Source organism: Metabacillus herbersteinensis (assembly GCF_042433335.1).
Taxonomy (GTDB): Bacteria; Bacillota; Bacilli; order Bacillales; family Bacillaceae; genus Metabacillus; species Metabacillus herbersteinensis.
The window spans coordinates 57,016-82,733 of the sequence record NZ_JBHLVO010000022.1 but is presented as its reverse complement, the minus strand read 5'-3'; the positions used below and the strand labels follow the sequence as shown (position 1 = coordinate 82,733).

At 33.5% G+C, this 25,718-nt stretch carries 35 protein-coding genes and 1 pseudogene; 3 read left to right on the top strand and 33 right to left on the bottom strand.

The window, feature by feature from the left end; genetic code table 11:
* Positions 1 to 64: 64 nt before the first annotated feature.
* From ACFFIX_RS19935 to ACFFIX_RS19875, 13 genes are all read right to left on the bottom strand, one after another.
* The gene (locus ACFFIX_RS19935) at positions 65 to 568 is read right to left on the bottom strand and encodes a reverse transcriptase domain-containing protein (protein ID WP_378937166.1); all 504 of its coding nucleotides are present in this window, start codon (positions 566 to 568) and stop codon (positions 65 to 67) included.
* Positions 511 to 852, bottom strand: coding sequence for a hypothetical protein (locus ACFFIX_RS19930; protein ID WP_378937164.1), 342 nt, complete (start codon positions 850 to 852; stop codon positions 511 to 513). The genes ACFFIX_RS19935 and ACFFIX_RS19930 overlap by 58 nt, the downstream gene beginning before the upstream one ends.
* A 539-nt stretch (positions 853 to 1,391) precedes the next feature.
* Positions 1,392 to 1,865, bottom strand: a complete 474-nt coding sequence (locus ACFFIX_RS19925) for a hypothetical protein (protein ID WP_378937162.1) — start codon at positions 1,863 to 1,865, stop codon at positions 1,392 to 1,394.
* A 405-nt stretch (positions 1,866 to 2,270) separates the two neighbouring features.
* A complete protein-coding gene (locus ACFFIX_RS19920) occupies positions 2,271 to 3,629 on the bottom strand; it encodes a serine hydrolase (RefSeq protein ID WP_378937160.1) in 1,359 nt (452 codons plus the stop codon).
* 287 nt (positions 3,630 to 3,916) lie between these two features.
* On the bottom strand, positions 3,917 to 4,597 hold the full coding sequence (locus ACFFIX_RS19915) for a C40 family peptidase (RefSeq protein WP_378937158.1): 681 nt from the start codon (positions 4,595 to 4,597) through the stop codon (positions 3,917 to 3,919).
* 470 nt (positions 4,598 to 5,067) lie between these two features.
* Complete coding sequence (gene sbnA / locus ACFFIX_RS19910) at positions 5,068 to 6,054, bottom strand: 2,3-diaminopropionate biosynthesis protein SbnA (protein ID WP_378937156.1); 987 nt, start codon at positions 6,052 to 6,054, stop codon at positions 5,068 to 5,070.
* 30 nt (positions 6,055 to 6,084) lie between these two features.
* A complete protein-coding gene (locus tag ACFFIX_RS19905; RefSeq protein WP_378937154.1) occupies positions 6,085 to 6,498 on the bottom strand; it encodes a hypothetical protein in 414 nt (137 codons plus the stop codon).
* Between the two features lie 158 nt (positions 6,499 to 6,656).
* Complete coding sequence (locus ACFFIX_RS19900) at positions 6,657 to 6,854, bottom strand: ParB N-terminal domain-containing protein (protein ID WP_378937152.1); 198 nt, start codon at positions 6,852 to 6,854, stop codon at positions 6,657 to 6,659.
* A 27-nt stretch (positions 6,855 to 6,881) separates the two neighbouring features.
* On the bottom strand, positions 6,882 to 8,078 hold the full coding sequence (locus ACFFIX_RS19895) for an MFS transporter (RefSeq protein ID WP_378937150.1): 1,197 nt from the start codon (positions 8,076 to 8,078) through the stop codon (positions 6,882 to 6,884).
* A 528-nt stretch (positions 8,079 to 8,606) separates the two neighbouring features.
* Positions 8,607 to 8,795 carry a hypothetical protein gene (locus ACFFIX_RS19890; RefSeq protein ID WP_378937148.1) on the bottom strand — a complete coding sequence of 63 codons (189 nt, stop codon included), beginning with the start codon at positions 8,793 to 8,795 and terminating at the stop codon, positions 8,607 to 8,609.
* Positions 8,796 to 9,398: 603 nt separating this feature from the next.
* Positions 9,399 to 10,352, bottom strand: a complete 954-nt coding sequence (locus ACFFIX_RS19885; RefSeq protein WP_378937146.1) for a metal ABC transporter substrate-binding protein — start codon at positions 10,350 to 10,352, stop codon at positions 9,399 to 9,401.
* 14 nt (positions 10,353 to 10,366) lie between these two features.
* Entirely contained in the window at positions 10,367 to 11,224 is an 858-nt protein-coding gene (locus ACFFIX_RS19880) for a metal ABC transporter permease (protein WP_378937143.1), read from the bottom strand.
* A complete protein-coding gene (locus tag ACFFIX_RS19875) occupies positions 11,225 to 11,968 on the bottom strand; it encodes a metal ABC transporter ATP-binding protein (RefSeq protein WP_378937141.1) in 744 nt (247 codons plus the stop codon).
* 290 nt (positions 11,969 to 12,258) lie between these two features.
* Between ACFFIX_RS19875 and mntR the strand changes: the two genes are divergently transcribed.
* A complete protein-coding gene (gene mntR, locus ACFFIX_RS19870) occupies positions 12,259 to 12,702 on the top strand; it encodes a transcriptional regulator MntR (protein WP_378937168.1) in 444 nt (147 codons plus the stop codon).
* Positions 12,703 to 12,807: 105 nt separating this feature from the next.
* On the opposite strand, the pseudogene ACFFIX_RS19865 reads toward mntR, so the two are convergent.
* The 14 genes and pseudogenes from ACFFIX_RS19865 to ACFFIX_RS19800 form a co-directional block, all read right to left on the bottom strand.
* Positions 12,808 to 13,142 (bottom strand): annotated as a pseudogene (locus ACFFIX_RS19865) (DDE-type integrase/transposase/recombinase); the annotation flags it as partial.
* A gap of 266 nt (positions 13,143 to 13,408) precedes the next feature.
* Complete coding sequence (locus ACFFIX_RS19860; protein WP_378937139.1) at positions 13,409 to 13,666, bottom strand: hypothetical protein; 258 nt, start codon at positions 13,664 to 13,666, stop codon at positions 13,409 to 13,411.
* Positions 13,667 to 13,797: 131 nt separating this feature from the next.
* A complete protein-coding gene (locus ACFFIX_RS19855) occupies positions 13,798 to 13,929 on the bottom strand; it encodes a hypothetical protein (RefSeq protein ID WP_378937137.1) in 132 nt (43 codons plus the stop codon).
* Between the two features lie 58 nt (positions 13,930 to 13,987).
* On the bottom strand, positions 13,988 to 14,524 hold the full coding sequence (locus ACFFIX_RS19850; RefSeq protein WP_378937135.1) for a hypothetical protein: 537 nt from the start codon (positions 14,522 to 14,524) through the stop codon (positions 13,988 to 13,990).
* 13 nt (positions 14,525 to 14,537) lie between these two features.
* Positions 14,538 to 14,825 (bottom strand): DUF2187 family protein, encoded by a 288-nt coding sequence (locus ACFFIX_RS19845; protein ID WP_378937133.1) that lies wholly within the window; start codon positions 14,823 to 14,825, stop codon positions 14,538 to 14,540.
* 279 nt (positions 14,826 to 15,104) lie between these two features.
* On the bottom strand, positions 15,105 to 15,302 hold the full coding sequence (locus ACFFIX_RS19840; RefSeq protein ID WP_378937131.1) for a hypothetical protein: 198 nt from the start codon (positions 15,300 to 15,302) through the stop codon (positions 15,105 to 15,107).
* The gene (locus ACFFIX_RS19835; RefSeq protein WP_378937129.1) at positions 15,299 to 15,520 is read right to left on the bottom strand and encodes a hypothetical protein; all 222 of its coding nucleotides are present in this window, start codon (positions 15,518 to 15,520) and stop codon (positions 15,299 to 15,301) included. Before ACFFIX_RS19835 ends, ACFFIX_RS19840 begins: the two co-directional genes overlap by 4 nt.
* Positions 15,521 to 15,782: 262 nt before the next feature.
* Positions 15,783 to 16,256 (bottom strand): hypothetical protein, encoded by a 474-nt coding sequence (locus tag ACFFIX_RS19830; protein WP_378937127.1) that lies wholly within the window; start codon positions 16,254 to 16,256, stop codon positions 15,783 to 15,785.
* 12 nt (positions 16,257 to 16,268) lie between these two features.
* Positions 16,269 to 16,847, bottom strand: coding sequence for a DUF6036 family nucleotidyltransferase (locus ACFFIX_RS19825; RefSeq protein ID WP_378937125.1), 579 nt, complete (start codon positions 16,845 to 16,847; stop codon positions 16,269 to 16,271).
* 86 nt (positions 16,848 to 16,933) lie between these two features.
* A complete protein-coding gene (locus ACFFIX_RS19820) occupies positions 16,934 to 18,091 on the bottom strand; it encodes a hypothetical protein (protein WP_378937123.1) in 1,158 nt (385 codons plus the stop codon).
* Positions 18,092 to 18,425: 334 nt separating this feature from the next.
* Positions 18,426 to 18,677 (bottom strand): hypothetical protein, encoded by a 252-nt coding sequence (locus ACFFIX_RS19815; protein ID WP_378937121.1) that lies wholly within the window; start codon positions 18,675 to 18,677, stop codon positions 18,426 to 18,428.
* A 74-nt stretch (positions 18,678 to 18,751) separates the two neighbouring features.
* Complete coding sequence (locus ACFFIX_RS19810; protein ID WP_378937119.1) at positions 18,752 to 19,015, bottom strand: hypothetical protein; 264 nt, start codon at positions 19,013 to 19,015, stop codon at positions 18,752 to 18,754.
* 54 nt (positions 19,016 to 19,069) lie between these two features.
* Positions 19,070 to 19,405 carry a hypothetical protein gene (locus ACFFIX_RS19805; protein ID WP_378937117.1) on the bottom strand — a complete coding sequence of 112 codons (336 nt, stop codon included), beginning with the start codon at positions 19,403 to 19,405 and terminating at the stop codon, positions 19,070 to 19,072.
* Between the two features lie 22 nt (positions 19,406 to 19,427).
* Positions 19,428 to 19,595 carry a hypothetical protein gene (locus ACFFIX_RS19800; protein WP_378937115.1) on the bottom strand — a complete coding sequence of 56 codons (168 nt, stop codon included), beginning with the start codon at positions 19,593 to 19,595 and terminating at the stop codon, positions 19,428 to 19,430.
* Positions 19,596 to 19,847: 252 nt separating this feature from the next.
* Between ACFFIX_RS19800 and ACFFIX_RS19795 the strand changes: the two genes are divergently transcribed.
* Positions 19,848 to 19,979, top strand: coding sequence for a hypothetical protein (locus ACFFIX_RS19795; RefSeq protein WP_378937113.1), 132 nt, complete (start codon positions 19,848 to 19,850; stop codon positions 19,977 to 19,979).
* Between the two features lie 1,219 nt (positions 19,980 to 21,198).
* Here the strand turns inward: ACFFIX_RS19795 and ACFFIX_RS19790 are convergent.
* Genes ACFFIX_RS19790 through ACFFIX_RS19780 form a run of 3 tightly spaced genes read right to left on the bottom strand, consistent with a single transcriptional unit; the run spans position 21,199 to position 22,419 of the window.
* Positions 21,199 to 21,804 carry a hypothetical protein gene (locus ACFFIX_RS19790; RefSeq protein WP_378937111.1) on the bottom strand — a complete coding sequence of 202 codons (606 nt, stop codon included), beginning with the start codon at positions 21,802 to 21,804 and terminating at the stop codon, positions 21,199 to 21,201.
* Between the two features lie 2 nt (positions 21,805 to 21,806).
* Positions 21,807 to 22,220 (bottom strand): hypothetical protein, encoded by a 414-nt coding sequence (locus ACFFIX_RS19785; RefSeq protein WP_378937109.1) that lies wholly within the window; start codon positions 22,218 to 22,220, stop codon positions 21,807 to 21,809.
* A 13-nt stretch (positions 22,221 to 22,233) separates the two neighbouring features.
* Positions 22,234 to 22,419: a hypothetical protein gene (locus ACFFIX_RS19780; RefSeq protein WP_378937107.1), complete on the bottom strand. Its 186-nt coding sequence runs from the start codon at positions 22,417 to 22,419 to the stop codon at positions 22,234 to 22,236.
* A 185-nt stretch (positions 22,420 to 22,604) separates the two neighbouring features.
* On the opposite strand from ACFFIX_RS19780, the gene ACFFIX_RS19775 reads away from it, so the two are divergent.
* Complete coding sequence (locus ACFFIX_RS19775) at positions 22,605 to 22,805, top strand: helix-turn-helix transcriptional regulator (protein ID WP_378937105.1); 201 nt, start codon at positions 22,605 to 22,607, stop codon at positions 22,803 to 22,805.
* A gap of 130 nt (positions 22,806 to 22,935) precedes the next feature.
* Here ACFFIX_RS19775 and ACFFIX_RS19770 read toward each other — a convergent pair whose 3' ends face one another.
* The 3 genes from ACFFIX_RS19770 to ACFFIX_RS19760 all read right to left on the bottom strand — a co-directional run bounded on the left by ACFFIX_RS19770 (position 22,936) and on the right by ACFFIX_RS19760 (position 25,717).
* On the bottom strand, positions 22,936 to 24,096 hold the full coding sequence (locus tag ACFFIX_RS19770; protein WP_378937103.1) for a DUF2325 domain-containing protein: 1,161 nt from the start codon (positions 24,094 to 24,096) through the stop codon (positions 22,936 to 22,938).
* Between the two features lie 612 nt (positions 24,097 to 24,708).
* The gene (locus ACFFIX_RS19765) at positions 24,709 to 24,975 is read right to left on the bottom strand and encodes a hypothetical protein (protein ID WP_378937101.1); all 267 of its coding nucleotides are present in this window, start codon (positions 24,973 to 24,975) and stop codon (positions 24,709 to 24,711) included.
* Positions 24,968 to 25,717, bottom strand: a complete 750-nt coding sequence (locus ACFFIX_RS19760) for a thermonuclease family protein (RefSeq protein WP_378937099.1) — start codon at positions 25,715 to 25,717, stop codon at positions 24,968 to 24,970. Before ACFFIX_RS19760 ends, ACFFIX_RS19765 begins: the two co-directional genes overlap by 8 nt.
* Between the last annotated feature and the right edge of the window lies 1 nt (position 25,718).

Sequence of the window (25,718 nt, the reverse complement as noted above, 5' to 3'; positions counted from 1 at the left end):
TGCATAGCGATTGCGAGAGGCCTTCTCTCATCTTAAGTGCAGCATTGCGTACCAGGTGTGCTTTTCAAGCACACTTTGTTTGCATTCGTGACACACAATCATCTGCATATCTCACAATGTATGCTTGTCCTTTGCACTGTTTCCTAACCCTTTTCTCAAACCATAGGTCGAGGACATAATGGAGGTATATATTGGCAAGTATCGGAGATATTACTCCACCTTGCGGTGTGCCATTGTCTGTCCTGTATTTCTTACCTTCCTCCATATATCCACCTTTAAGAAACCTACCAATTATCCTTAGTAGGTTAGGGTCAGTGATTCGCAGTTTTAAGAACTCCATCATCCATGTGTGGTCAACGTTGTCGAAGAATCCTTTGATATCTACATCTACTATATAATTTACTGACTTCTTTTCAATGTAGTAGTTCAGTATTTTCAAAGCATCGTGGCAATTACGATTTGGTCGGAATCCAAAGGAGCAATCTAGAAAGTCATTTTCATAGATGGTATTTAATACCTTTGTAATGCCTTTTTGAACAATTTTATCTTCATGTTCCGGTATTCCCAATGGTCTTTTCTTGTCTGAATTGAGCTTTGGAATAACATCCTTCTTACTGGAACAGGACGATAGCTTTTGCTTTTAAGCCTACTAACTAGATGATCTATGTTTTCTTCTAGATTTTCACTGTATTGCTCTTTAGTGGTACCGTTAATCCCAGTTGCCTTCTTATTCGGTAGTTCAATATGACATTGAACTAGTGCTTGCTTATTTAATAGATGTGCAAGAGATGTAAATTTCATTTTAGGATCAGATTTTGCTAATTCTGCTATCCTTAGTAGTTTTGTTTCCATTTATTATCCCTACCTCTGCGTGTAGTAAATGTGTCCCTAGTAAGGGTGATAACTGGTAGCTAGCCTTTCCTCCATCGGCATTACCCAACTTCATTGGTACTACGCTGCTATCCGACTCCCTACCGGCATTTGGTTTCCTTGCTTGTTATCGCTTGTACACCATACTCTTCTAAAAAAGAAAAGACCGGTAGGGTCTCCCGAGTTGCCGTATCATAACAATGTGTAACGTGCCAAGGTCTCTGACTCCAGAGAGGTTTCATCCTTCTTGCCATTAACAAAGGATAAAATGTAGCTTTCTGCTGCGCTTAAGGCATCAGCCCTCTCGATTTACTAACATTATGGAGCTCAATCCCTTCAACCATTTGGCTTTCGGCCCGCTACCTTACTGTCTACGCTTAAAGACTAAAGTTACCTTTAGCCCTCCAAGACTCGCTACGAGCGAATGGCTAGTTCTTACTCGACGGGAATCCCACCCGCTATATGATACGACCTAAGCTCGGCCGCACAAGCACCCGTTTAGTTGAAGAAAATTCATCTAATTATACTTCTTTAAAATGGTTGTTGAGCTTCCTTAATGCATCTGTAACCGAGCTGCGTAAAGTTGTTTTGGAATAATGAACTTGAGGATTTTTCCGTTTGTTAAAATAAATGAAATGGTTCCGTTGTCGTGAAAACCCTGTATGTAAAATTCCCTTTTGATTTATTACAATGTCCTTTATACCGGTGTTGTTAATAGAAAAGTTATGCTTTTTCTGTAGCAATCCAGATACTTGACCACTACTTATCTTTTCGTCATACTCAATCTCTAAATCAGCTTGCTTCTGCTCCACTTTTTTAAACAAAAACCAAAATAAAAACTCAAGAATATCGGGAAGCTGTTTATCGTATGCATAACGATTATGGAATTGGCTACCAATTTTAATAAAATAGAAATAGGTATTCGTAACATAAACTTTATAATAAAAATCAGATTTAGTTGTCCTCGGTTTAATGACATGAAAGCTTTTGCCCATACAATATACACCTACATGATTTTTATTAAGTATCTTTCCCCTTTTTAAATATTTATCACTTTTCCAAACGTTTCAATCCTTGTTCAATTAGTCGAGTAGAAGGGAACCTCTCTACCTTTCGGTAGATTGTGTTCCTCCCTCCGGGTAGAAAGTATACCTTTTTTGAGTATATATCTATATCAAATTTAAGAGGGTTGAACGATGATCGATGATTATCGAAGCAACAATCAAACCTAAAAAGGCAATTATAAAAAGTATGTTCGTTCATAGATCCACGCGTATATGCATAGAGGTATATTTAAAAGAACTTTCACATTAAATGTAAGACACATTAACCCTCTTTTCTTATTCTTTGGCACAAAAATGCTAACCAAAAATTAAATATGGTTAGCATTTGAATTCATATTAAAACCAGCCTTTAACGATATCAGTGACTGTTCTCCACTGTCCACTGAAAAAACCGCCAATTCCTCTCATTGATAAAACAAACCAATTTGCTTTTTCAACACCAGTTTTTGTGATTAAATCTACGTTTTCATCACTTTTTTCTTCTAAAAAACCTAAATCTTGACCTTCACCGTTAAATTTCACAGTCATGTAACCAATTTTCTCACCTTTTTTAATAGGGGCCGTAACGGCTTTCTTTTCATTCACTTTCTTTTTATCAAAAACATAGCTCGGCTCATATGAATCTTCTTCCCCGCGTTTTACAACGACGGTCAACGGTTTATTTGTATGCACTGCAACTTCTTTTTCTTTCCCTTTGATAACTGAAAGATTGGACTTCTTTTTAATGAAATAATTTTTAGGATATCTTTCTTCCAATGTAAAATTATTATAACCATAGTCAATCAACTTTTTTGTTTCGACAAAACGTGGTGTCCGAAGACCGCCCTCATCATCAGTTGCATTTAATATGACTGTAATAATGCGCATGCCATTTCGCTCTACTGTAGAGGTAAACGAGGAACCTGCAGAATCTGTAGACCCAGTTTTTAATCCGTCGACACCTTCTGTTTCAAATAAAAGGCCCTTTAACATCCAGTTCCAGTTATCCATCTTAATGGCGTCGTCAGTACCTTCTCTAAATACTTTTCTTGGCATACTAGCAATCTCCAAAACTTCTGGATAATCATCAATTAATCTTTGAGAAAGAAGTGCCATATCTCGTGCTGACATTTTATTCTCTGCCTCAACATCTGTACCGTCAGGGTGCTGTCCTAATAAATCTCGATTCTCTAAACCTGTTGAATTGACAAACTCGAAATTTTTTAAACCTAACTCTTTTGCTTTATCATTCATCAATTTCACAAAATTCGTTTCCGATCCAGCAACAATCTCAGATAGTCCAATCGCAGCGCCGTTTGCAGAATAAATGCCCATTGCTTCGAATAGTTCTTTGACATTATATGTACCATCTTTTCGCAGAGGTACATTTGATAGATCTCTATTTTGTGAGATTTTATACACATAATCACTTGGTGTGTATTTCTGATTCCAATCAATTTTTCCTTTATCAATAGCTTCTAACACTAAGTACTCTGTCATGATTTTGGCCATACTTGCTATTGGTAATTTTTCATCGGTATTTTTACCGTATAATATCTTTCCAGTTGATGCTTCAACTAAAATAGCACCCTTCGCATTAATACTTAACGCATCACTTTCGGCAGCTGCCATCTGTCCGGTAGGAATAATCATGGTAAAAACAAAGGTAATTATAAATAAAGTGGTTACTAGACGCATAAACTTCTTGTTGCTCAAAATCATAAACCTCCGCTATTTTTAATCAATTAATTCTTTAAGAAATAAAATTCCAAGGTTTTACTACTTGAAAACTCATGGAATAAATAAACCTATATCCTGCTGATGTAAACCAATTTCATGCAGTACATCCATAACTATTAGTTAAAAAAAAGACCCAGCCAGTGTGAATCGCTGATTCACACTGGCTACATTGTTTTTTTAAAAAATTATTTGAAACAGGGAAGTCTGATAGTTAGTTCTTAAAATATTTAATTCTATTGATGTGACAACTGTTTTTATTTTTCTTAATATCTTTTAGTACCTAAATATCTCTCGGACCAATATACATTATTCATTGAGCTAATGCTTACACCTTTAGAAGAGGAACTATGAATAAATTCGTTATTCCCAATGTATATACCTGCATGTGAAGCGCCAGGCTTATAGGTTTCAAAAAATACCAAATCTCCGACTTGAGGTGAAGAAACCTTAACTCCCTGCTTATAAATATCTGCTACCGTTCTAGGCAGTGTTTTTCCTACACTTTCATTAAAAACATAATTTAAGTATCCACTACAATCAAACCCTTTTGGAGACATTCCTCCCCAAACATAGGGTACATTTAAATATATTTTTGCAGTAGCCACTATATTTGTAGCATTTGAAGACTTACTCTTTACAATTGGTTGACTTGCTTGCTTTGAAATCCCTAAAGCTTTATATGTATTTGTACCCGCTATTCCATCAGCTTTTAAGCCATTAGCTTTTTGGAAATTAATAATAGAGTTTTTTGTTATAGGACCAAAATATGTAGTTGTTGATTTATTAGTAAAGTAACCCTTTTTTTTCAATGATTCTTGTAATTGTTTTACATCTGAATGATACATTCCACTTTTTAATGTCTGATCTCCCAATGCAGCACTACCAACAATTGGACTACTTAATAAAGCGCCTGTTAAGACAAAAGATGCTATTAATTTTTTCATTCTTTACCCCCATATTACTAGTTTGCTATTTTATTAATATAGCATCCTTAAGTAACAGGATTGTTTATTTTACGTAACAGTTACTTTACAAAATAGTGCAAAACATGTGCAGATTCTACATATTTTGGTATGAATTAGTCTTAACCTAGTAAATTGTCAACTGTTACAAAGACTTAGTTCCTCTAATTGGGAACTTAGCTCTACCGAACAAGCAAGGAAAATAAAGACCACATACACGAAAAAGGGCATGTATATCAACCTGACAAACTGTCTAAAAATGATAATGTATTCCCCGTTGAAAAAAGCATCTACCTTTTTTTTAGGGTAGATGCTTTCTTTTTGACGCTTTTCTTCTATTATATAACTATTAATTTAACGCTCTATCACAGAAGAGTTGATTTACGGTATTTAACTTGAACCTTATTAAGGAAAATACATCTCACTTCACTAATAAAAGGTGAAACACATATTTATTGCATGCTTTTGACTTTATTTAACCATTGATCATCGTAAACTAAGTCTAAATAACGTTCTCCACGGTCTGGAAAGATGGTAACTATATTAGTTTTGTTTGTCAGACTTGGAACTAATTTCTTAATAGCTGCGACAACAGACCCTGAAGACCCTCCTGCAAATATCCCTTCTTTCTCTAATATTTCTCGACAAGCTAGTGCAGACTCATAATCGTTTACATGTATAACTTGATCAATTTCATCCCTATTTAATAATTCAGGGACACGACTAGCTCCAATCCCTGGTAACTCTCTTGGTGCAGAAGGTGAATTAAAAATAATTGACCCTACTGCATCTACCGCAACTACAGTTAGGTATGGGTAGGTTTCTCTTAATCTCCTGCTTATCCCCATAATACTTCCTGAAGTACTAACAGGTGCAATTAAGATATCTAAAGGTTCTCCTATTAACTGTTCAACAATCTCCCTACCTGTTCCATAATAATGCGCCCTCCAATTATTATCATTTGCATATTGATTAATCCAATATGCATTAGGAGTACTAGATAAGAGCTCATTTACTCTTTTTATTCTTGTTTGTAAGTAGCCTCCATGCTCATCCGGTTCCTTCACCATGCTTATATTTGCACCAAGGGCCTTAATCATTTTTAGATTTGTTTGCGAGATTTTAGGATCAACAACACAAGTAAAAGATAAATTATGGAATTTCGCTAGTAGAGCTAATGCAATCCCTAAATTTCCTGAAGAACTCTCTATAAGATGGGTTTTACTATGTATCTTTCCTTCTTCCATCCCTTTTCTTATAAAAAACTCTGCTGGTCTATCTTTCATACTTCCACCGGGATTAAGCATTTCTAATTTAGCATACACATTAATATTGGAGACTGGAAACAAGGTATTTAACTGGAATAAAGGTGTATTCCCAATACAATCCTTAATAGAGTTTATTGTGTTGGAGTTAAATGTTTGAGCTACACTTGTCATAATTGATTTCCTCTCCTTTTTTAATTGAGATTATGCTTCACAAAGATAAATACTCTCAGAATAGAAACGAATCTTATTTTGTAATCTTTCTAGAAGTTGATACCATTCTGTCTCATTCAGATTTTCCGAGATAAGAAGATCTAGAGGAATGGAAAGATTTAATAAGCGACCATTTATTAGAAAACGCGTAACACCAGCAGGAAATGTCTTTCCATTTAGTACCCTGCTCTTCAGATCATTTAATGTATAAGCAGGGTATCGGAGTAAAACAAAACCTTCTTCAGGATGTACACATTCTCCGTTCGGAAGTCTCTTTACCGAATACCATTGGCTGTAGGATTCAACCATCTTGCACCAAGTATCTATTTTCTCTTCTTCACTATTAATTAAATCTATAGAAGCGTAACTAACCGTTCCTGTGTAATTAACAATGGTCGCAATCAAAGAGTTATCTAGAGGCTCTTGTGAAGACCACTTTAAAGTCGGTATCTTATAAAGATGTTGTAACCATTCACCTAAAGGGACAATATGTTCCCATGCAAAAAGTTGAAATTGCTGCGGTTTTACTATTTGAACAGGTACCCGTTTGCAACCCAGTACTTTTAAAGCTGAAGTCCGGTGAGCTCCATAAGAATTAAATATTTATTATCCTCTATTGGAGTGGCCATCAATGGATTCCGTATAACGCCTTCTTTCTCTAGAAGTGTAGCGACTTTGTTTAAGCGTATTGGTTCTGTAGGCTCATGGAGAATTAAAGAGTCAATGTTTATAAATTTTAAATCAGCAAGTACACTATTCATATAAACACTCCTCGTATATTCATCTTTTTAAGAAATACGCTTTTTGGAAATACTTTTGGAACTTATATGGTTTAGTCTAGTAACTCCTATTATTGGTAGAATGCTAATTATGCTTAAGAGCAGCCAAAACCATTGAGGCTTTGATATCTCTATAAATAGATCATATAAAACACCACCTAACAGGTTACCTAATGATCCCCCTACAGCCATAGCCATATTAGAAAACCCAAAATATGTAGCTAAGGACTCCTTAGGAGCTATGTCGGCCACATAATCTTGAAAAAAGGGGAATAGCACCATAGAACCAAATGCAATACTAATCAGCGCTATTATTAGAGGCAACATTTGTTCTGAATATCCTAAAATCACAAAAGACAAACCGATAAATAGGTAAGGTAAAACAAATATAGCTTTCATACTGCGATCTCTAAACCAATGTAAAACAGGCATTTGAAGTAAAATGATGTTGACTGTAACAAAAGAGAAAATCCAACTTGAAGACCCCGTCAATTTTTCAGAAATAATAGGAAACGTTAGATATAATTGTTGATAAATAAAGTGAAATGGCATTAAGGTGCAAACCAACAGAATAAAGTTCCTATGACGAATAATTTTCAAGCTTTCCTCAATCCAAGAATTATGCCGTTTTAATAAAGGTGGATTTGGAAGAAATAAAACTATAAATCCAATAACCAAAAATAGAGAACCAGAAATTAGACATAATAATAAGAAATCTTCACCCTTAAAGAATAAACCGGCTAAAGGCCCCATAACAGATCCGGCATTTTCAACGACATTCATCATGGAAAAGGCTTCTTTGCTTCTTTCTGGAGGTGTGAACATGGTCAATGTCGCCTTTAGGGCTGGGATGAACATGGCACCCCCAAGTCCACTTAAGATGATCGCAATAATAATAAGGAGAGGTTGGTCAGTTAAACCTAATCCTATAAACCCTACTCCACGACAAACAAATCCTGATATCGCTAATCGTTTATAACCAAATCGATCAGCTAAAAAGCCTCCAAACACCATTAAGCCCTGTTGGCTAATGATTCTAAGTGAGAGTACAGTACCTACAAAAGCTAATGAAAAGTCTAATTGATTAACAAAATAGGTAGAGATAAAAGGTACGAACATAAAAAAGGTAAAGAAGGAAATAAATTGAATAAATATAATCAGCCAAGTTCCTATCCCTAAGTTAGATAGAGATTTTCTTTTAAACAACCTTTCCTCTCCCTTATTATTTAAAATTTTACTAATTTGTCTTCCACACCATATACTACAGGTTTTTTTTGCAGTTTCTGTAGAGATTCGATTAACGTTTCATAACATTGATTTACAGAATTGAAAAAAATATTTCGATAGTATTAAGTCAATGAGCAAATTTACTCAATTGATTGTACCTCTACATTAAATTTTTCCTACCAATTGCTCGTGAGGAAGGAAAATTGTTCAATTAGAGCACACCTTAGAAGAACATTTCCTTGGACAATTTGAAGTAGTAAAAGACGGAATTCAATACTGGTTCTATCAGAATCATTGGTTAAAAATAGTAGAACTATGAAGCGTACCAGCAAATTTCGCTTTTCTCCTATCCATTTTTTCTCCTCCCCTTTCATAAGAAAAGTCTAACTTTATTATGTTGATATGAAATCCAAATATGTAAAAGGCGACTATGTTAGTGCCTTTATCAAGGAGGTAGCCCCTGATTTAATTAAAATGGTTGGGTGTACAATTATTAAATGGTTGAACCTATTTATCAAATTTAGTCTTGATATTAACAGATGGATAAGCCTTCCCCTTTATTGGAGCAAAAGCTAAGTAAGATAGAAAAACAATGGCTCCAAAATCATGTAGAGTAAGTTGTGCCATTGCGGATTTGCCTACCAGTTTTACTTCTTCAATAAATTGAATAATTAATTTAACTAAAAAAATGAGCACTCGTACACCTCATTACATCATTTAATTAACATTTAGGTTTTTTAATTAAAGTAGCTGCTACAATCTCGATATTAACTATCCCTATATTTTGCAATTTTTAAAAAAGTTAAAAAATTAACATTTAAATTGAGTCTTTCTTAGTAAACAACCTTAATAGCCTCACCCTTGAAACAAAGGAATCATAGGTCGATAACTAAAAAAACCTAGTCCCATTTCGGACTAGGGCTTGGAGAGTCCTCGTAATTAAAAGTGATCTGTAGATGTAAAATGTTAAAAGTGGCTTCCGCTTTAAACCTACGGCATAGTTTTCGATTTGTAGAATGTAATTAATTAATAGGCTGCTAGCACCAAAATGGTATAGTTAGAAAGTCAACTCAATTAGATTTAGGTGGATCATAAATCATATGAGAGCTTAAAGGAATGAAAGTTAAAGTAGAAATATATTTTGATGAATATAACCGTGATAAGTATCAATGGATACTAAAGAAGAGGAGCTCGGTTAAATACTGAGCTCCTCTTCTAGCAGAATAGTCTATTTAATAAAACTGACTATATTAAAGGTCTATTTATTTCCAATAACTTCCATTAAAATATACTACTTTCCTATTTTTTCATTAAGTTTTCGAAAATCACATCAATATTCCATTCCATCATGTTGATATAAGAATCTCCATCTTCATCAGGTTTTCCTATAGAGTCTGTAAATAATTTTCCACCAATAGGAACCCCTGTTTCTGTTGAAACCATTTCCATGCTACGAGGATCAATACTCGTTTCTACAAATAATACGGGAATTTCTTTTTCATTGATTAAATCCACTATTTGCTTTACTTGTTGCGGTGTTCCTTGATTTTCTGCATTAATCTCCCAAATGTATCCTGCCTCAAATTTGTAAGCATCACTAAAATATTTAAACGCCCCCTCACTTGTAACTAAAAAACGCTTTTCCTTTGGAATTTTGTTAAAGCTTTCTAACGCTTCTTGATGAAGTTTTTGTAATTTCTCAATATATTCTTTAGCGTTTTTTTCGTAAGTATCTGCATTCGCTGGATCTACCTCAATCAGCGCATCTCTTGCATTTTCTGCATACTTTATACCGTTTCGAATATCAAGCCATGCATGAGGATCTTCTTCCCCTTCATGTCCTTCTGAGGTTAAGTATTTAGGCTCTACTCCTTCACTTAGTCGATATACAGGACCATCTTCTCCATTTTTCCCAGCTGTTTGAATGAGTTCTTCAAACCAAGAGTTTCCTGCCTCAAGATTCAATCCATTATAAAAAACGACATCTGCGTCAGTTGTTTTTTGGATATCTAATGGAAGTGGGTCAAATTCATGAGGGTTAGATCCCACTGGTGCTAAACTATGAATCTCTATTTGATTGCCCCCTATATTTTTTACGATATCATATAGAATGGAATACGTTGTTACTACTTGTAACTTATCATCTTTATGTTCTTCTCCTGCTTCACTAACGGTTTCTTTACCTTCACTACATCCTGACAGAATGACAATTGCAAAAAGACTTGTAATAAATAATTTTAGTAAATGTTTCATTGATAATCCTCCTTTTAAGAAAGTGATAGTTTTTTTCTTCTAGCTTTTAAGGAACGCCATAGGATACCTTGCTTTGGTGAAAAACCAAATGCTAATAGGAATAGGACAGTTGATACCAAGACAATGGTTGCGCCTGAAGCTAAGTTATAAGTGAAGCTATAGTATAATCCAACAACGGACGATATCACCCCAAAGCCTGCTGAAAGGTAAATCATCACCCATAATCGATCCGTTAATAAGTAGGCTGTCGCTGCTGGTGTGATGAGCATAGCAACGACAAGTACGATCCCTACCGTTTGTAAAGAAGCCACCGTTACCATTGTGAGTAGTGTCATTAAAAAATAATGGATGACTTTGATAGGCAACCCATAAGCTGCCGCCATGGTTGGATCAAAGGAAGTAACAAGTAGTTCTTTGTAAAATAAATAAATAGATATAAGCACAAAAACACCTATTCCGAGTGTAGTCCACATATCAGAGGGTCGGACTGCTAATACGTTACCAAACAAGATGTGATAAAGATCCGTACTACTCTCCATGAGGGTGATAAGAATAATCCCTAAAGCAAAAGCAGCTGTAAACATAATTCCAATGGAGATATCATTTTTGATCCGACTATTTTGGCTGACAAAACCAATCCCCATTGCTGTTAAAACTCCTGAAACAACGGCACCAACAAAGAAGTTCATTCCAAGCATGTAAGCAATTGCTACCCCAGGAAGAACAGCATGAGAAATCGCATCACCCATTAATGCCATTCCTCTTAAAATGATGAAACAGCCAACTACTCCACAAATAATTCCAACCATAACTGAAGTCAATAGTGCCTTTTGTAAAAAACCATATTGAATCACTGCATCAATAAAAGCCATTTATACCTCTACCCCCAGTCTTTCAAGAAATGAAAACTGTCCAGAATACGCTTTGGACAAAACTTCTGGACGTAAAATCTGATCTATATCTCCATAACCTATTAGTTCCTTATTTAGCAAAATAAGTTGGTCAAAATAATCACTCACTTTACTTAGATCATGATGAACAACAAGAATCGTTTTTCCACTATTCTTTAATTCTTTTAAAATGGTAATAATGGTCTCTTCACTTGATACGTCTATTCCAACAAAAGGCTCATCTAGAAAAAGGATTTCTGATTTTTGAGCAAGCGCCCTTGCTAAAAACACTCTTTGTTGTTGTCCTCCTGAAAGTTCTCCAATTTGACGCTTACTAAAATCTCCCATACCAACCCTTTGCAAACATTGAAGTGCCCATTCTTTTTCTTTTTTCTTTGGTTTTTTGAATAAACCTAGATTGGGATACGTTCCGAGTAGTACAGTATCCAAAACAGTAATTGGAAAATCCCAGTCAATATTACTTCTTTGCGGGACATATGCAACAGATTTTCTTAGCTCGTTAAAACATTTTCCGTATATTTGAACATCGCCTTTATCTTTCGGGATTAGGTTTAACATAGCTTTTAATAAGGTTGATTTCCCTGCTCCATTTGGACCTATAACCCCAACCAATTTACCTTGTTCAATTGAAAAACTTACGTTTTTTACCGCTTCATTACCATGATAGGATACAAACAAACTTTTAACCGTAAGTGCGGGATTCATTACAAACATCTCCTTCGCAACTAATATCTTTCTATAAACTAATAATGTTTACTTAAGGCAACATTTAAACAAAAAATAAAGTGGTTATTTACCACACTTTACTTTAACCATATTATATGCACTAATATAAAAAACTTTCCCTCGAGAAACATTTTAACCCAAAGGGAAGACCCTGTCAATTAAATGTTATACTTGTAATAAGTAATTTGTGCTTAATTGAACATAATAGAGATTTTGTTATATAATACGGAAAGTATATTTAGACATTTGGGATGGAAGGCGGAAATAAATTGCCAACACCAAGTATGGAAGATTATTTAGAAAAAATTTATAACACGATTGAACAAAAAGGATATGCACGCAGTGTAGATATAGCTTCTTCGCTTGATGTTCTCCCATCTTCTGTGACAAAAATGATGCAGAGACTTGACGAAGTAGATTTGGTGATATATGAGAAATATAGAGGTTTCACCTTGACAGATAAAGGAAAAAATCTAGCGAAAAAATTAGTTGAAAGACATCAAATGTTAGAAGAATTTTTACAAATGATCGGGGTGCAAGATAAGAATATATACGAGGAAGTTGAAAAACTGGAACACTATATTAGTAAGGAAACAGCAATTTGTATTTCAAGGCTTCTTGACTTTATTGAAGATAATCCGCAAATAAAGGATTCTTATCTTAACCACATTGGAAAAAAAGAAAAACTAATTATTGACCAAAAAAGGCAGTGACAAGGATATTAAAAAAGAGCGAGTAAATTCGCTCTTTTTTTCTTGGTTTTGGTGCAAATATGACTTGTTAGAAACATAGAATCTCAATATCCTTTTCTCTATGAATTATGATGCTACTCCAAATGATTTATGTATGAATCCAATCTCGCTTTGGACAGACTTCACCCCTTGTTAAAGTTGTCCTTTTTTCAGCATATGCATCACCTCCACTCCACAGATGATCTGTTTAGCTGTTTGAAACGTTTTTAATCCTAGCACAGAACGGACTCGCTTCTTTATAAAGCGATGTTCTTTCTCCACTATTGTTATTCAAGTACTTCTGTTGTCTAAGTTGCATACCATCAGCTATGCTTTTCTCTTTTTTTTAACTCTTCAATTGCTATAGGATAAGCTGGATTCTTATCGACCGTCATGACACGAGGCTTAGAAACATGAAAAGACCAGATAAATCCATTGACCTTTTACTTTCTTCTTATAATCGGCATCATCATAGTGTTTCTTCTTACACCAACAATAATCATAGGAATATTACTCCTTTCTATTAAATATGTTATCAATATATGAAAAGCAAATAAAAAGGCGTGTATTCTTGTCCATATTGATATAAAATTCTCATTTTTGTATTTGATATGCATTCTCAGTCTACATAAACCTAATTATCGGCAAAAAAGAGATTGGGTATCTAAAATAAACTGATACCTTTTTATTAATTACTTATATTCTTACTAGAATTCCCATCGACTTCAATATCTTCTGAGTAAATAATTCCATTGTCCTCATGGAAGTCTCTTAAATAAATAATAGAATTCTCCAAGTTCACATCTACTAATGAACTTTCAACATCCTCCGGAAAAACTACTTTTGTTGCTTGATCATTATAGAGTACATATAAATCGCCATTATCTTTTATTTCGTGTACATATACTCCCTCTACTTCAATTGTTTTAAAAAAGAGAAGGATCAATAAATAAATTCCAGCTATAAATAGTAGTCCAAATAGGCAAGATAATATATACCGCTGATTTGCATTCGATTTCTTTCTAATTATTAATCGTCCCTTTCTTATATCCCGGTCACAACATACGTTTCAAGGTACTAAAGTGAGTTTACTGTAAATGTGACAAGTATACTCATTGCAATAACGATAAAAGGAACGGATACATAAAATACTGTCTTTTTCTTTTGTTTTTTTATTTCTGCTTCTTCAGGTGTCATCCAATTTTTCATTTTAATCTCCCTCTCATTTGAAACTTACTTATAGTAAATTTTAATCTCAATTCATTTTTTAAGAATTATTCCAACCATTCATAATAGCTGCTTGTTCTTGTTTAATCTCAAGGTAGGTATTTCTTAGAGTATCCTTATTGACCTTTTCTTGGTTTGCCATATCAACCGCATTTAAAAATAACCCATGCTGCTGATTAAGGTGAGCTACAAGCTTTTGCTGTAATTCAAAGACAGTTGGATCAACGTCTTCTTTCTCTACACTAGAGACCAATTCATGTGAGTCGTTAACAATACCGCTCACAACAGTCGCGAACTGGCTGTTTGATGTATTACCTGTATAAAAACCATCCAGAGACTTATTGAACTGTGACAGTAGAACGTTTGATTCTTTTATAGAATTTTGTAGAATCTTATCCAGTTGTTCCACAGAAGATAAGCTTGCCTCTTCCTCTTTAGGTTGGTTTCGATTGCCTAGCCCTGGACCCTTTTCTTTCTTTTCAGATGAACAACCTACAAGAACACTTGAGATTGTTAACAAAATCAAAAACCTTTTTATCAACTTAAAAACTCCTTTACGATGTCGTATAGTTATCATTTAAACATCTTGCTTAGTTTACTTTTCTCCATCCAAAGTTCCATCCATCTATTGCATAAACGGATTGAGCTGGAATATCACTTTTCTTAATGATCTTATAGTTTGTATAGGCAACTACTGTTCTCTCGTTTTCTAAATCATGTTCTATGATATCTTTTGAATTAAGTAACTCGGCAATTACCGATCTATCTCTTATATTTATAACAAGTGCCTGATAAGATCGCTCACGTCTTGTAAAAGTAATTAAATCTCCAATGTTTGCACCATTTGTTCCGTTTAAAACATTCTCTTTTCTTTTCATCCTTTCCTCTCCTTTGCGCACGCAAAAAAGCCCTAAATAGACATAGTTGTACCTATGTATCTATTTAGGGCTTATCCCTGTACGATATTAATTTAATTCAATTATACCAACTTCAAATAGTAAATGAAAGGGACCAATTTAATTACATAACGAAAATAAAAAACAATAGCATCATGCCTATAAATGTACTTATTAATACAACGTTGAATACTTTCCACCCAATTTGACCATTTCCATACTCAAAAATGGTAGGATCAATCTGCACTCCTGGATTATCCTCTAAGACAATATGAATAAATTTTTCCTTTTTTCTTTATTTCTAAATAGATTAAATGGCAATTGACAAAGTACTTTATCTTGATCATTCATGAAAGTTAAGTAGAAGCGCAAGATTCCATCATGACCTCCGCCTGTATGGACCTTTTTAAACTGAATACTTTTAACATCCTTGTACTCAATGGTAGTAGAATTAATCATGATCGGTATTGCATATGTGTCTTGTAGATAAATGCCCTTTCGTAATAAAAGTACGTTGCGAATCCAACTATAATAATAATCGGAACAATGATCGTATTTCCAATGTGATCAAGTAATAATGTTTTTAAATAAAACAAAACTCCACTTACAACAACTATAGCCAAAACCCCAATAAACATGCTCATTTTATATCTTGTTAAGTTTAATAATGGCTGCATTTCAAAGACACCTTTCAATTTCTCTATTTTCCATACAAAAAAAGCCCTAAATAGACATAGTAGTTCGACTATGATCCATTTAGGGCTTATCCCTGTATATTGCATCTAAGAATATTGTATCTAAATATGAAAAAAATGACAATATATAATAATATGCTAAAAAAGACAATCTTCCTCATGTTCCTATTAAGTGCTGAGTCATTCATTAAGATTGGAAGTAAGAGCTAAAAAAAGAGAGCCATGGCTCCCTTTTTTTAAAAGATTATTGTAAAGCAGATAAATTAAATTCTGACATGCGATTTTTTAATTTAGTTTTAAATTCATTATTATTTGTCCGTCTAGCAAACTTATTGCTTGTAACCATTGTATTAAAAAGTTTTGCCATTTCAGCAGAAACATCATAAACATGATCTTCTACAAGCGGCTGCATCTGTCTCAAATATTTAACCTTTAAACTCTTTGCAAAAGTTGCTACTTCATGATCCGGTTCCTTCTCTAATCGCACTAACGCTTTAGCAAGATCACGTTTCATTTGATTAACTTGTTTGTCAGTTTCAGCAACATCAGAAAATTGTTTATATGTTCCCTCTGTTGTTAAAGCATAGAGGCCACACAAGTTTCTTAAACGACCACTCGTTTTACTTAGAGTAAGTAATTCTCCAAATTCAACATTTTGTTTTCCCGTAAGATGCTCAGCCCAACCATGAACTAAATCACTATACAATTGTTGGTTCATGTTCAACACCTCTTAGACTCTTATTTTTTCTCTCCGTTTTACTCTTTCGTTAATTATATCATCAAGTGATGAAAAATTCACGCCTGCTCCAATTCTAAAATCTTTATATTCTTCAAATTTTTCTCGAATATAGTCAAGATCAACATTATCTAATATATCAGACTCAATTAAATCCTTTTCATCGCGATCCGTTCCACGTGTAGAAAGTAATTTAGATAGAATTAAATCTTCCCTAGATGCAATCCTAACTTCTATTTGATCAGAGACGAATATCTCTTTTGATCTTCCTATAAAATCTTCAGGCTCTGGGAACTGCATAACGTTTTCGATTCTATTATTAACACCATGTTCAGCTATTATACTTTGCACTTCTTCTATTGTTATGGAAGAAAGATAGTAGCAATCTATATCACTGGTTACACGGTAGCCAGAATAGAGAAGTAGAGCCGTTCCTCCAAAAATAATAAAACTAAGTTGATCATTAAATTTCCCTTCTAATTCAAGAGTTTTTAGATGCTCATCTAGCGATAGAATACGACTAAAAACGTCTTCTTGAGTTTCTAGAATACCTAGATTTGTATCGAATGCCATATGTATTTCTCCTCTCTCTATACCTTATTATCTCTTTTTCTCTTGTCTTGTTCAAAGGATTAAACAACTTAATCTAATTGTTAATATTAAAAGTCAGTTAGACAGATCTGGTACAAACTATTCCTATTTTCTAATTCTATTAAAAAGCTTAAATTTTGCTTAATAATATCCTCTACACTCAAATCTTCGGGTGCATCTACTCGATGTCCGTTTTCCAAGTATACTTTTCGTTGCTTACTCGATTTTCTTGCATTAAGATAAGCTGTTGTATCTGTGGAAAACCAAGGAAAGTCAACTAGCATTTCATTTGCCCCACCTAAGAAGTGAAAATTAGTTGTAGGAAATAGACTAAATATCTTGTCTAAGACATTTCTCACAATTTCTTTACGATTACTCAAGTATGGAACGGTGCCGCCGACACAAATCAATTCGTGTTCCTCTTTTACCAACTTATCCAACTCACTAATTGAATCGGTGAATTGCCAAACCGGAAAGATATTTGCATTTGTTAAGGCACTTAACTTTTTATAGTTTTCTTTTGTCTTGATTGGATCTCCTATTACATCCAAAGGAAAAAAACCGAAGATTCTTGGATGGTCCTTATATTTATTAATGAAGGCTGCATATCCTTCTAATGTCATATCCTCTAGTATACAATCAGATAATAACTCCAGCTGTTCTGCATTTTTTTGTTGCTTTTGTTTCTGTTGATGAAGTGTATATGCTCCACTATCTATGACTGAAAATAGATTATACTCTTCGAGGTACTCCAACCATTTTGTGCCTCCTCTTAATTGTAAGAAGTTAAACAATACAAACTTCCCATTCAATTCTGAAATTATTTTCAGCATTCCTGGACTACGCTCACACCCGCTAAGGAATGAACGTGTTCCTTTTAAACTTAAACTAAGAAGCCCATTCTTCAACTTCTGTATCCTTGAAACATCTTGAAAGATATAATGTAAGATTGAGAATATAGCAGAAGAATAATTACTAAATGGCTGCATATCTTTTCGAATAACTGTTCTTTTAAAATAGACAAAGGCTATAGCTTTCCTTAGAGCCTTTCTTGCTATATCAAATTGTCCCCCTCTGCTCTCAGTTTTAAGTAACAAGTAAGAGCTATTATAGTCTAGGATAGAATTTACTTTCCCAGTAGCTGTTCTAATGTATCCAACCTTTGTTATTCTCCTCTTAAATTTCCGTTCCAATGACCGAGCATCTAGTTTGAATTTTTCATGCATTGGTTTTTCCTCCATCATAAAAGACAACAAGCTAAGCCTGTTGTCTTTTGTTATTTCTATTTATTCTCTCTAACTTCTAGTAAAGGATTATTCTTTCATTTCCTCATATGGAATAGCTTTCGCAATAAACTTGCCCTATCTTATATTTAATTCATCATATACTTTAATGACTTGCATAAAACTAAATTCTCCCCTGAGTTTTTGTCTCTCTTTAACTTCACCATAATGATAAAATAAATCCGGGTTGATATAGCACTCTTCCATAGATCATATTGAATCTAAGCTTTTCTGCTTTCAAAATTTATCCCTTCCGAACCTTCGTCATAGTCTCGTATTACGTATTAACTTTCTTCTGATAATTTTCTCTATTCAGTTCTAACACAAATTTATATAATTTTCTTTCTTCTTCTAAATCTGCATAATGACTCTGGAAAATAACCCCACCAATACACTCTTCATAATTTCCTATTTTATACCTATAAAAATGGTTTTCATCCTTACATGTTGCATGTTCTTCCATGAGGGTATGTTCCATGTAGTTGTTACTATAATTATTTATTTCTTTATCACATATAGGACATTTCATTTTTTCATCCTCCTTAGTACAAAATATGGGTCATATATTGGACATTAAATGCCTTTTATAGGTGCGAAATATTGCTACTTCATTTCATCGTCATAATCCTCACAAGCGTCTTCTTTTGCAAAATACTCTTGATATTCACAACTACTTTTAAGAAATTCACTTAAATACTCCATGACATCCAAAGTGTCTGTTACATGTGTGTCGCTTGGGTTATGTTCTGCTAATATCTCATATATTTCAGTTAAATCTTCCGATATATCAATACCTTCATTACGTGCTGTGTAATAAAGAGCCTTAAAGATGTTATCTGCTTGTATAACAGCAATAGGTTTCTTCATTTTTTCCTCCACGACGTTACGACTTTAGTCAAATAGATTCTGATTGCGACTTAACTATTCATCAAGAAACTTTTCTAGTCGTTTCGCTCTCATTAAAACCGAAAATACTAGCAACTTGTTATCAACCGACATACTGGAGTCCTTAACAACTTGATTTGCATTATCATACAGATCACCATTTAAACACTCGTTGTTTAGGACCTTTTTTGCATGCGCTGGACAGAGATCACAATCTGACCATAAATTCACAGCACATTCTCTACATAACTTTGTATCGCAAGTAACCGTGCGTTCTTTGAAACCTACGATTGTAACAATGCCTGTACCAATAGCATGGTCACAAAGAATTGAATACTCACGTTTATTGCAGACCTCACATAGTTCTTTCATAAAAGAGCCTCCCTTTAAATTATTAATTGAATAGACTATCAATGAATCTGGCCCTTTCTTCCATTAACTCCTCAACACTCGCAACATCAAGTTCATATGTTGCTTTTTCAATGCTTTTATTGATTTCACGTAACCTTGATCGATTGGAAAAAAGTTTAATTCTTTTTCTTTTTCTAACACTGGTAAACATAAATTTCCCTCCTGAAACATTTTTTTTAACAAAAAAAGCGAACCTCAGTCCGATTGCTAGTTGAAGAGAATACAAAAAATGTATCCTAATCAAGACAATGAACCAAAGTTCGCTATAGTTTGTTGTTTAACCCGCTAATCCCCTAATAGAGATTGCACAAAAATGAAAATAAAAATAGTTACATCTATAGTTTACATGAATAGAGACAGTTCAGGCAAGGTCTTAATGCGGAGCAATTCTTAAAGCAAGTTAATGATAAGTCAAAACGAATGGAGAAATTTAGATAAAGACAAGAAAAATGAATTAATAGAAGAAACAATTAAAGAATTACTTATAGGTGATATAAAGACAAATTGGGAAGAATGTTCAGTAGCAATGGCATGAAAAATAGGACTCTACTTGCTCGAGTCCTATTCATACTGTATAGACATTAGAAGAATAAAGATAGTTGCTCGTTACTTCCTTGATTACCTTTATACTCTAACGCTGCAGCTTTATCATCTTGTTTAATATATACATCTTGATCTAGTTTTGCTTGTTTAGACTCTTGTTCACTTTCATAAGGGATTCTTATACTAATATTTATTATTTATTCGGCGTTTATGTTGAATGTAAGACTACATTCACTCTTTTAAACTTCCAGTTAATAATCGTTGAATTTACTTTAAATACAAACCTAAATAATAATGGTATATCAATAGCAGCATTAATGACTGGTAACCCCATATACCTTCCTTAAAAGCCACATACACGGAAAGGGGTACATATAGCCACCCTAAAGCCCATAATATGACTGCGAAGAAATAAATACCTTTAGGAATTCTATTAATTGGTTTAGGACCAAAAATTCTTCTAATCAACCATTCATAACTAATTAACTTCCTTTCTAGTAAATAATTATAAAAAATAGTTGAAATTAAATTTTAAGGTGGTTTATCACTCTAATAATTCTATTATCTCCTAGAGAAAACAATATTATCTGAACATTTGCATTGGAGATAACTGTGTTTTATTGATTATGTAATCTTCCCTTCTTTCGTTATCTTATATTTGTACAAAGAGTGAGATGATGAGGAGGAGCTACTAATTGATGATTCTAAATGATATACGTGTAAATGAGGTATTTATTTCCCGGAATAGTTACGAAAATATATTTGAATTTGAGTTCACTGAACACCATTACCTCCAAGAAAAAATAAAGCTAACTTTCAAGAGAGTTGATACACAATACGGGCCCTTTTGGATGTTTATCGTTAAGAATGTTAGTTTTTTTGAAAATAGAACAACATATCATGAAGTGCTCTTAAAATTCTATGGAAATATACTTAGCTATTTAAGTGAAGAATATAATATTCTCCCTGAGATCATTCTGATAGATCATGAGAGTGAAATGAGGAAATTTTTTTAACGTTTTCTGATCTAAAAATGGTATTGACTCTACCCTGCATAGGTTCGTTATTAGATTTACCTATTATAAAACCAACGTACTAATTTTTAAAATTATATCATTATCTGCAATGTTAAAATTGAGTTATTAATATGCGGGGTATAAATCACAATATTTCCCGCATATCAATGGTAATGGGAAACGATATACATTAGCCTACTGGTTTCCCATTGCAACGCTCTTTCTCAAAAACTCTAACCTTCCTAAAATATTTTTTTTGATCCTATTTCTCTCTCCATTCCGATCCTTATAGTCCTGAAGAAAATCAACCATAATTAATCTCAAGACAGATTCCAAAGTGTATTCATGAGCTGGGAAGATTTCTGCTAAATCACAAAGAACCATTTCTCCCCTTAATGCTCCTTTTCTCTTTAGTCGAATCTTTAAGGTTGCACTTAAAACTTCTGATTCATTAATTGCATCAGTTTTATAGTTTGTGTTTGGACAAGTAATCCTGGGCTCCCTTGCAAGTAATTGACTATACAATTTTTCAAAGTCTTCATCATTCCTTACCACACTCAAAAAATCATCAAATAATAACTCCGCTAGATCCGATAGGGTGAATTCAAGATCATCATACTTTGAACCAATATCCTCACAAAGAGCCTCACCCCATAAAATCAAATCAGGTTGGACATTTATAGATAAAGAGACATATGTTGTTTTCGATAAAAGGTAAATTGCTCTATCCAAGAAACTTTTGTTTTCTAGCCTGCCAATCTCCGCTTGTAATAACTCCAACTGACTAAATGCTCTTATCATATTCAACAAACACCTTTCTTCTCTTTTAAAAGATTAATAATAATTCTTCTTGCAGCAAGTCTTATACTGCAATTCCATTTAGCTGAAATGTTAACGATCTCCGTATGTTCTTCTTTCCTTAATTTCGCGTGAACAAACACCGTATCTTTAGGTGAAGGTCTGTCTACTTCTGGCACATAGTCAATATATTCAATATCCAACCCTTCCTTTATTAAAGAAGTGGCAAATCGAGTTATATTGCTTTCGTTGAATATTTTATAACCAAACATTTTTAAATCTAGCTTCTCAATAAGGGAAACGGGTATCTTTATATCTTTTAAGGCATCTTCGCGTTTTTTTCTGTTGGATTCTTTTTTTGCTTTAGATGGAGCGGGAGTTAATAAAGTCTCAGAGAACATAGGATTTAAGTTAGTCAACGGAGTCACCCTTTTAAAAATTTATTTTTATGACACCATCAGGATTGGACCTATAAACAGGTAAAGAATCTTTTTCTTTTTTTACATTAAGTAATGATTTTACCGTACCAGCAAAGTTGCTTAATCTGTTTGCGTACTTGTATAACTCTTCTTCATGTGGATTGTCTAAATTGAACTTTATACTTTTAACCTTTTGCATTTTTCTTTACCTCCCTAATTAAGTACTTCTTGCTATAGGATATGAAAAAGTATGTCCAGTATTCCAAATTGTTGTGAAATTCACGATAATTTGATTTTTGAAACAATAGTATACTTCTTCTCTAATGTGTCAAAGATGGTAGCAACAAAGATTATGAGGTGTGGAGAATGCTAGGGATATTTAAAATGAGATCACCTGTTGGAAGGTTTATAGATAAACATCGTATTACTCAAAGAGACTTAGAAGAAATGAGCGGAGTTAATCGGAACACCATTAGCAATGTATGTAACATGCGTACATATACGCCAAATATGAAGAATGCAAAGAAGATAATAAAAGCGCTTAGAAAAATAGATTCAAATGTTGATTACGATAATTTTTGGTAGACAAGATTAAGGGTTAAGGGGCAAAAAAGAGCATTCCACTCTAGGGAAATGCTCCTTACAATATCAGAAAGGAACACCTAACGTAACAATATTTCCTGAAGATGGTGCCCCGAGTTAAGGTACATGATATCTAGTGATTTGTATATTCGATTTCCTTTACCTCGGTGCCCTTCCTTATCGCAGCTTCTGCACAAAAAAGGATAGATTGAATTCCACTACGATGGGTGGATGAAAACGGAATGCCCCTCTGCTTACATGTTTCCACCGTAAAGATAGAAGCAGCGTGACTACATTCTCCTATTGAAATAGCTACAATATCTGCTTTACTAACGACAGCAGACATTCGTTCATGTCCTTCATCACCTGTTAGAGCGTAGAATTCAGCTCCAATTGATTCAAACGCCTCTTTGTAGTCTTTATGTCTTTTCATTCCTCCCACAACCAAAACACTTTTGTTCTTTAGCATATGGGTGCTGAGCGGGTACTCTTTTGGTGTTTTTCTATCAATACTATTCTTTTTCTTTTCTAACCGTTCTGTTGAAACTAGTTTTCTATATTCAGTAGTCATTAAAGGGGATGCCTCTTCTACTAAATCATACTTAAAAATAACTTTCATAGTACCATTTGGATTCTCTTTATAATAAGCAATATCTACAATATCTCCTTTTTGAAGGTGATACTTATCCTTGTCGTTTTGACTAACGATAAATGTATAAGGAATCTCATCTAATTTTATAGTTCCACTTTGACTATCACATATCGTTAACTCGCCTGCTTCTTTTTCGACCTTACAAAAATAATGCTGTACCCTATCCGCATCTATTTGATTTCCCTTTTCAACAAGTTCAAATCGGTATAAAGTTTTTGGGTACCCTGGAGTTTCCGAGATAATTTTAATTTTATCTTTATGCTCCACTTGCATATCTCTAACCATTTTTTCAGGTATAAAATATCCCCCGTCTAAATCGGGTAAAAATCCACCTTTCAACTTTCGTTCAAAAATATATTCATTTCCAATCTTTGAGTTATCCCCTATTTTTTCTTTACCTAGATGATTTTTTTCTTTTTCTTCCATTGATACCTTGTTGGTTGTTATAGGTTTTATTTTTTTCTCATCATCTATCTCATCTATACTTAAACTTTTTATTTGTGGTAAATGTGATAAACTCTCTATAAATGTAAAATATTTTTCAATTTCACTCCTTTTATTTTCAATATTTTCAATAGTTAATGCACTAATAATAGTAGTCATTTCGGTTTTTGCGCTCTCTAGTATTAAACCTATATTCATCTGATTACCTCCTTACTCGTCATAAAAACATTATTGACACATCTCTTTTTTTAAACCATAAAAAACATGATTCTTTGAGTAACTCTAGAAACATGTTCTTCTTAAATTTGAAGTGTAACGACTATTATTCTATTCTAGCCCTAGATAATCGCCCCTTCTATTGTTACAGGATTATTATACTAGTATTTTCTATTAATTTGTAAAAAATCCTATATTCCTCCTAAGCTCAACTATTTAAAATACTATTAAGAAATTGCCCTTACTTTGAGATATCTTTTTTCTATCGACAAGGGGGTTCGGTCTCTTTTCTTTGCGATGAATTCATACTAGGATCATAAAGTTTAGCAATTCTGTTTTTGTTTCTTTCCACTCTATCCGCTCTACAGGATGCACAATTCATAAATGTATTACCCTTTGTGTAAAATTCTTTATAGGGTTGTTTCACTTTGCAAGTTGTACATTTTTTATAGATCATTTTTGATAACATTTTTCAACCTCCTATAATAAATAAATTTAGTGAGTCTCTAAGAATAAATTGAATTTTAAAAGGTTTTTAATGAGTTAATCCTACTTGGTAGCGGGTGGTAATCCTTAGGTTCTAATATCTTTAAGTCATGCAATGGTACCTCTTTTCCAAATGAGTTTAATAGTAGAAAACTTTACAATGGTTATGAGTAAAAGTGTAATTGCAACTAGGAAGAAAATGAAAATGATCAACAACAGTTCTGCAATAAACACCAAGCCAACATTCTTAAAATATTTAATATATAGTGGATCAAGAATCGGATCAAGAATTGGTTCAATCAAAGCTACATAGGATAATAGAAAAATTAGAAAAAGAAATAAATTAATAGTTATAAGATCTTTCTTATCATTCACTCACAACACCTGATTTCTCGCTGATAAAGTCAATTAAAAAGTTAACAGATGTCTTTAGTGTATTAATATCAGATTCCGTTACTGTAGGAGTCAGTGGCATATCTCTCCCCTTTACCACGTTCATATTAAATCCTTGTGAGGTAGCATAACCAACAATGGACCATATATTTAAGTCTTGATTTCTTGCAATAGACTCCGCTTGTTTATATTCATCTAAATAAAGATAGTCATCAAAAATATAGGCTGTCCTAGCTAGTCCATTCATCAGTAATTGTTCTTGGATGTTTACGTCATCAACAAAAGCATGAACGAGATATCGATCATATTTATCTACATTCGCTTTCGGATCAAATACCAGGGTTATTTCTCTATCTTCTACTAGCTCTCTTAAAAACACGCGAGCTTCCTCACCGTATAACTGTGTCTCTTTTGATAATTCAGGTGTATCAATCCCGAGTAAACGAATGTTAATTGGTTTCTTAATGTTTCTTATGTAATGGTTTGCTGGCAAAATATTAGAGTTTTTAAGGCTAACAAGCATCGTATCACCGTCATAAATAGATTCAACAGAAGCTTTAATTTGTACAATATCTTTATTCTCAGTGTCTATAATAGCAACACCAGACGCTTCGTTATTTAGTACATCATCAGATATACCGTATGAAGGTTTTTCTATTGTAGAACAACCTCCTAGAGCAATTAACAAAGTAAAAATAGTCGTTATGTAAACATATTTAGTCATT

Bases quoted from the DNA above. Each gene is read 5' to 3' on its own strand.
- ACFFIX_RS19930 (WP_378937164.1), bottom strand. From the start codon at position 852: ATGGAAACAAAACTACTAAGGATAGCAGAATTAGCAAAATCTGATCCT.
- ACFFIX_RS19925 (WP_378937162.1), bottom strand. From the start codon at position 1,865: ATGGGCAAAAGCTTTCATGTCATTAAACCGAGGACAACTAAATCTGAT.
- ACFFIX_RS19915 (WP_378937158.1), bottom strand. From the start codon at position 4,597: ATGAAAAAATTAATAGCATCTTTTGTCTTAACAGGCGCTTTATTAAGT.
- sbnA (WP_378937156.1), bottom strand. From the start codon at position 6,054: ATGACAAGTGTAGCTCAAACATTTAACTCCAACACAATAAACTCTATT.
- ACFFIX_RS19900 (WP_378937152.1), bottom strand. From the start codon at position 6,854: ATGAATAGTGTACTTGCTGATTTAAAATTTATAAACATTGACTCTTTA.
- ACFFIX_RS19885 (WP_378937146.1), bottom strand. From the start codon at position 10,352: ATGAAACATTTACTAAAATTATTTATTACAAGTCTTTTTGCAATTGTC.
- ACFFIX_RS19880 (WP_378937143.1), bottom strand. From the start codon at position 11,224: ATGGCTTTTATTGATGCAGTGATTCAATATGGTTTTTTACAAAAGGCA.
- ACFFIX_RS19875 (WP_378937141.1), bottom strand. From the start codon at position 11,968: ATGAATCCCGCACTTACGGTTAAAAGTTTGTTTGTATCCTATCATGGT.
- ACFFIX_RS19855 (WP_378937137.1), bottom strand. From the start codon at position 13,929: ATGAAAAATTGGATGACACCTGAAGAAGCAGAAATAAAAAAACAAAAG.
- ACFFIX_RS19850 (WP_378937135.1), bottom strand. From the start codon at position 14,524: ATGATAACTATACGACATCGTAAAGGAGTTTTTAAGTTGATAAAAAGG.
- ACFFIX_RS19845 (WP_378937133.1), bottom strand. From the start codon at position 14,825: ATGAAAAGAAAAGAGAATGTTTTAAACGGAACAAATGGTGCAAACATT.
- ACFFIX_RS19840 (WP_378937131.1), bottom strand. From the start codon at position 15,302: ATGATTAATTCTACTACCATTGAGTACAAGGATGTTAAAAGTATTCAG.
- ACFFIX_RS19835 (WP_378937129.1), bottom strand. From the start codon at position 15,520: ATGCAGCCATTATTAAACTTAACAAGATATAAAATGAGCATGTTTATT.
- ACFFIX_RS19830 (WP_378937127.1), bottom strand. From the start codon at position 16,256: ATGAACCAACAATTGTATAGTGATTTAGTTCATGGTTGGGCTGAGCAT.
- ACFFIX_RS19825 (WP_378937125.1), bottom strand. From the start codon at position 16,847: ATGGCATTCGATACAAATCTAGGTATTCTAGAAACTCAAGAAGACGTT.
- ACFFIX_RS19820 (WP_378937123.1), bottom strand. From the start codon at position 18,091: ATGCATGAAAAATTCAAACTAGATGCTCGGTCATTGGAACGGAAATTT.
- ACFFIX_RS19815 (WP_378937121.1), bottom strand. From the start codon at position 18,677: ATGAAATGTCCTATATGTGATAAAGAAATAAATAATTATAGTAACAAC.
- ACFFIX_RS19810 (WP_378937119.1), bottom strand. From the start codon at position 19,015: ATGAAGAAACCTATTGCTGTTATACAAGCAGATAACATCTTTAAGGCT.
- ACFFIX_RS19805 (WP_378937117.1), bottom strand. From the start codon at position 19,405: ATGAAAGAACTATGTGAGGTCTGCAATAAACGTGAGTATTCAATTCTT.
- ACFFIX_RS19800 (WP_378937115.1), bottom strand. From the start codon at position 19,595: ATGTTTACCAGTGTTAGAAAAAGAAAAAGAATTAAACTTTTTTCCAAT.
- ACFFIX_RS19795 (WP_378937113.1), top strand. From the start codon at position 19,848: ATGATAAGTCAAAACGAATGGAGAAATTTAGATAAAGACAAGAAAAAT.
- ACFFIX_RS19790 (WP_378937111.1), bottom strand. From the start codon at position 21,804: ATGATAAGAGCATTTAGTCAGTTGGAGTTATTACAAGCGGAGATTGGC.
- ACFFIX_RS19780 (WP_378937107.1), bottom strand. From the start codon at position 22,419: ATGCAAAAGGTTAAAAGTATAAAGTTCAATTTAGACAATCCACATGAA.
- ACFFIX_RS19775 (WP_378937105.1), top strand. From the start codon at position 22,605: ATGAGATCACCTGTTGGAAGGTTTATAGATAAACATCGTATTACTCAA.
- ACFFIX_RS19770 (WP_378937103.1), bottom strand. From the start codon at position 24,096: ATGAATATAGGTTTAATACTAGAGAGCGCAAAAACCGAAATGACTACT.
- ACFFIX_RS19760 (WP_378937099.1), bottom strand. From the start codon at position 25,717: ATGACTAAATATGTTTACATAACGACTATTTTTACTTTGTTAATTGCT.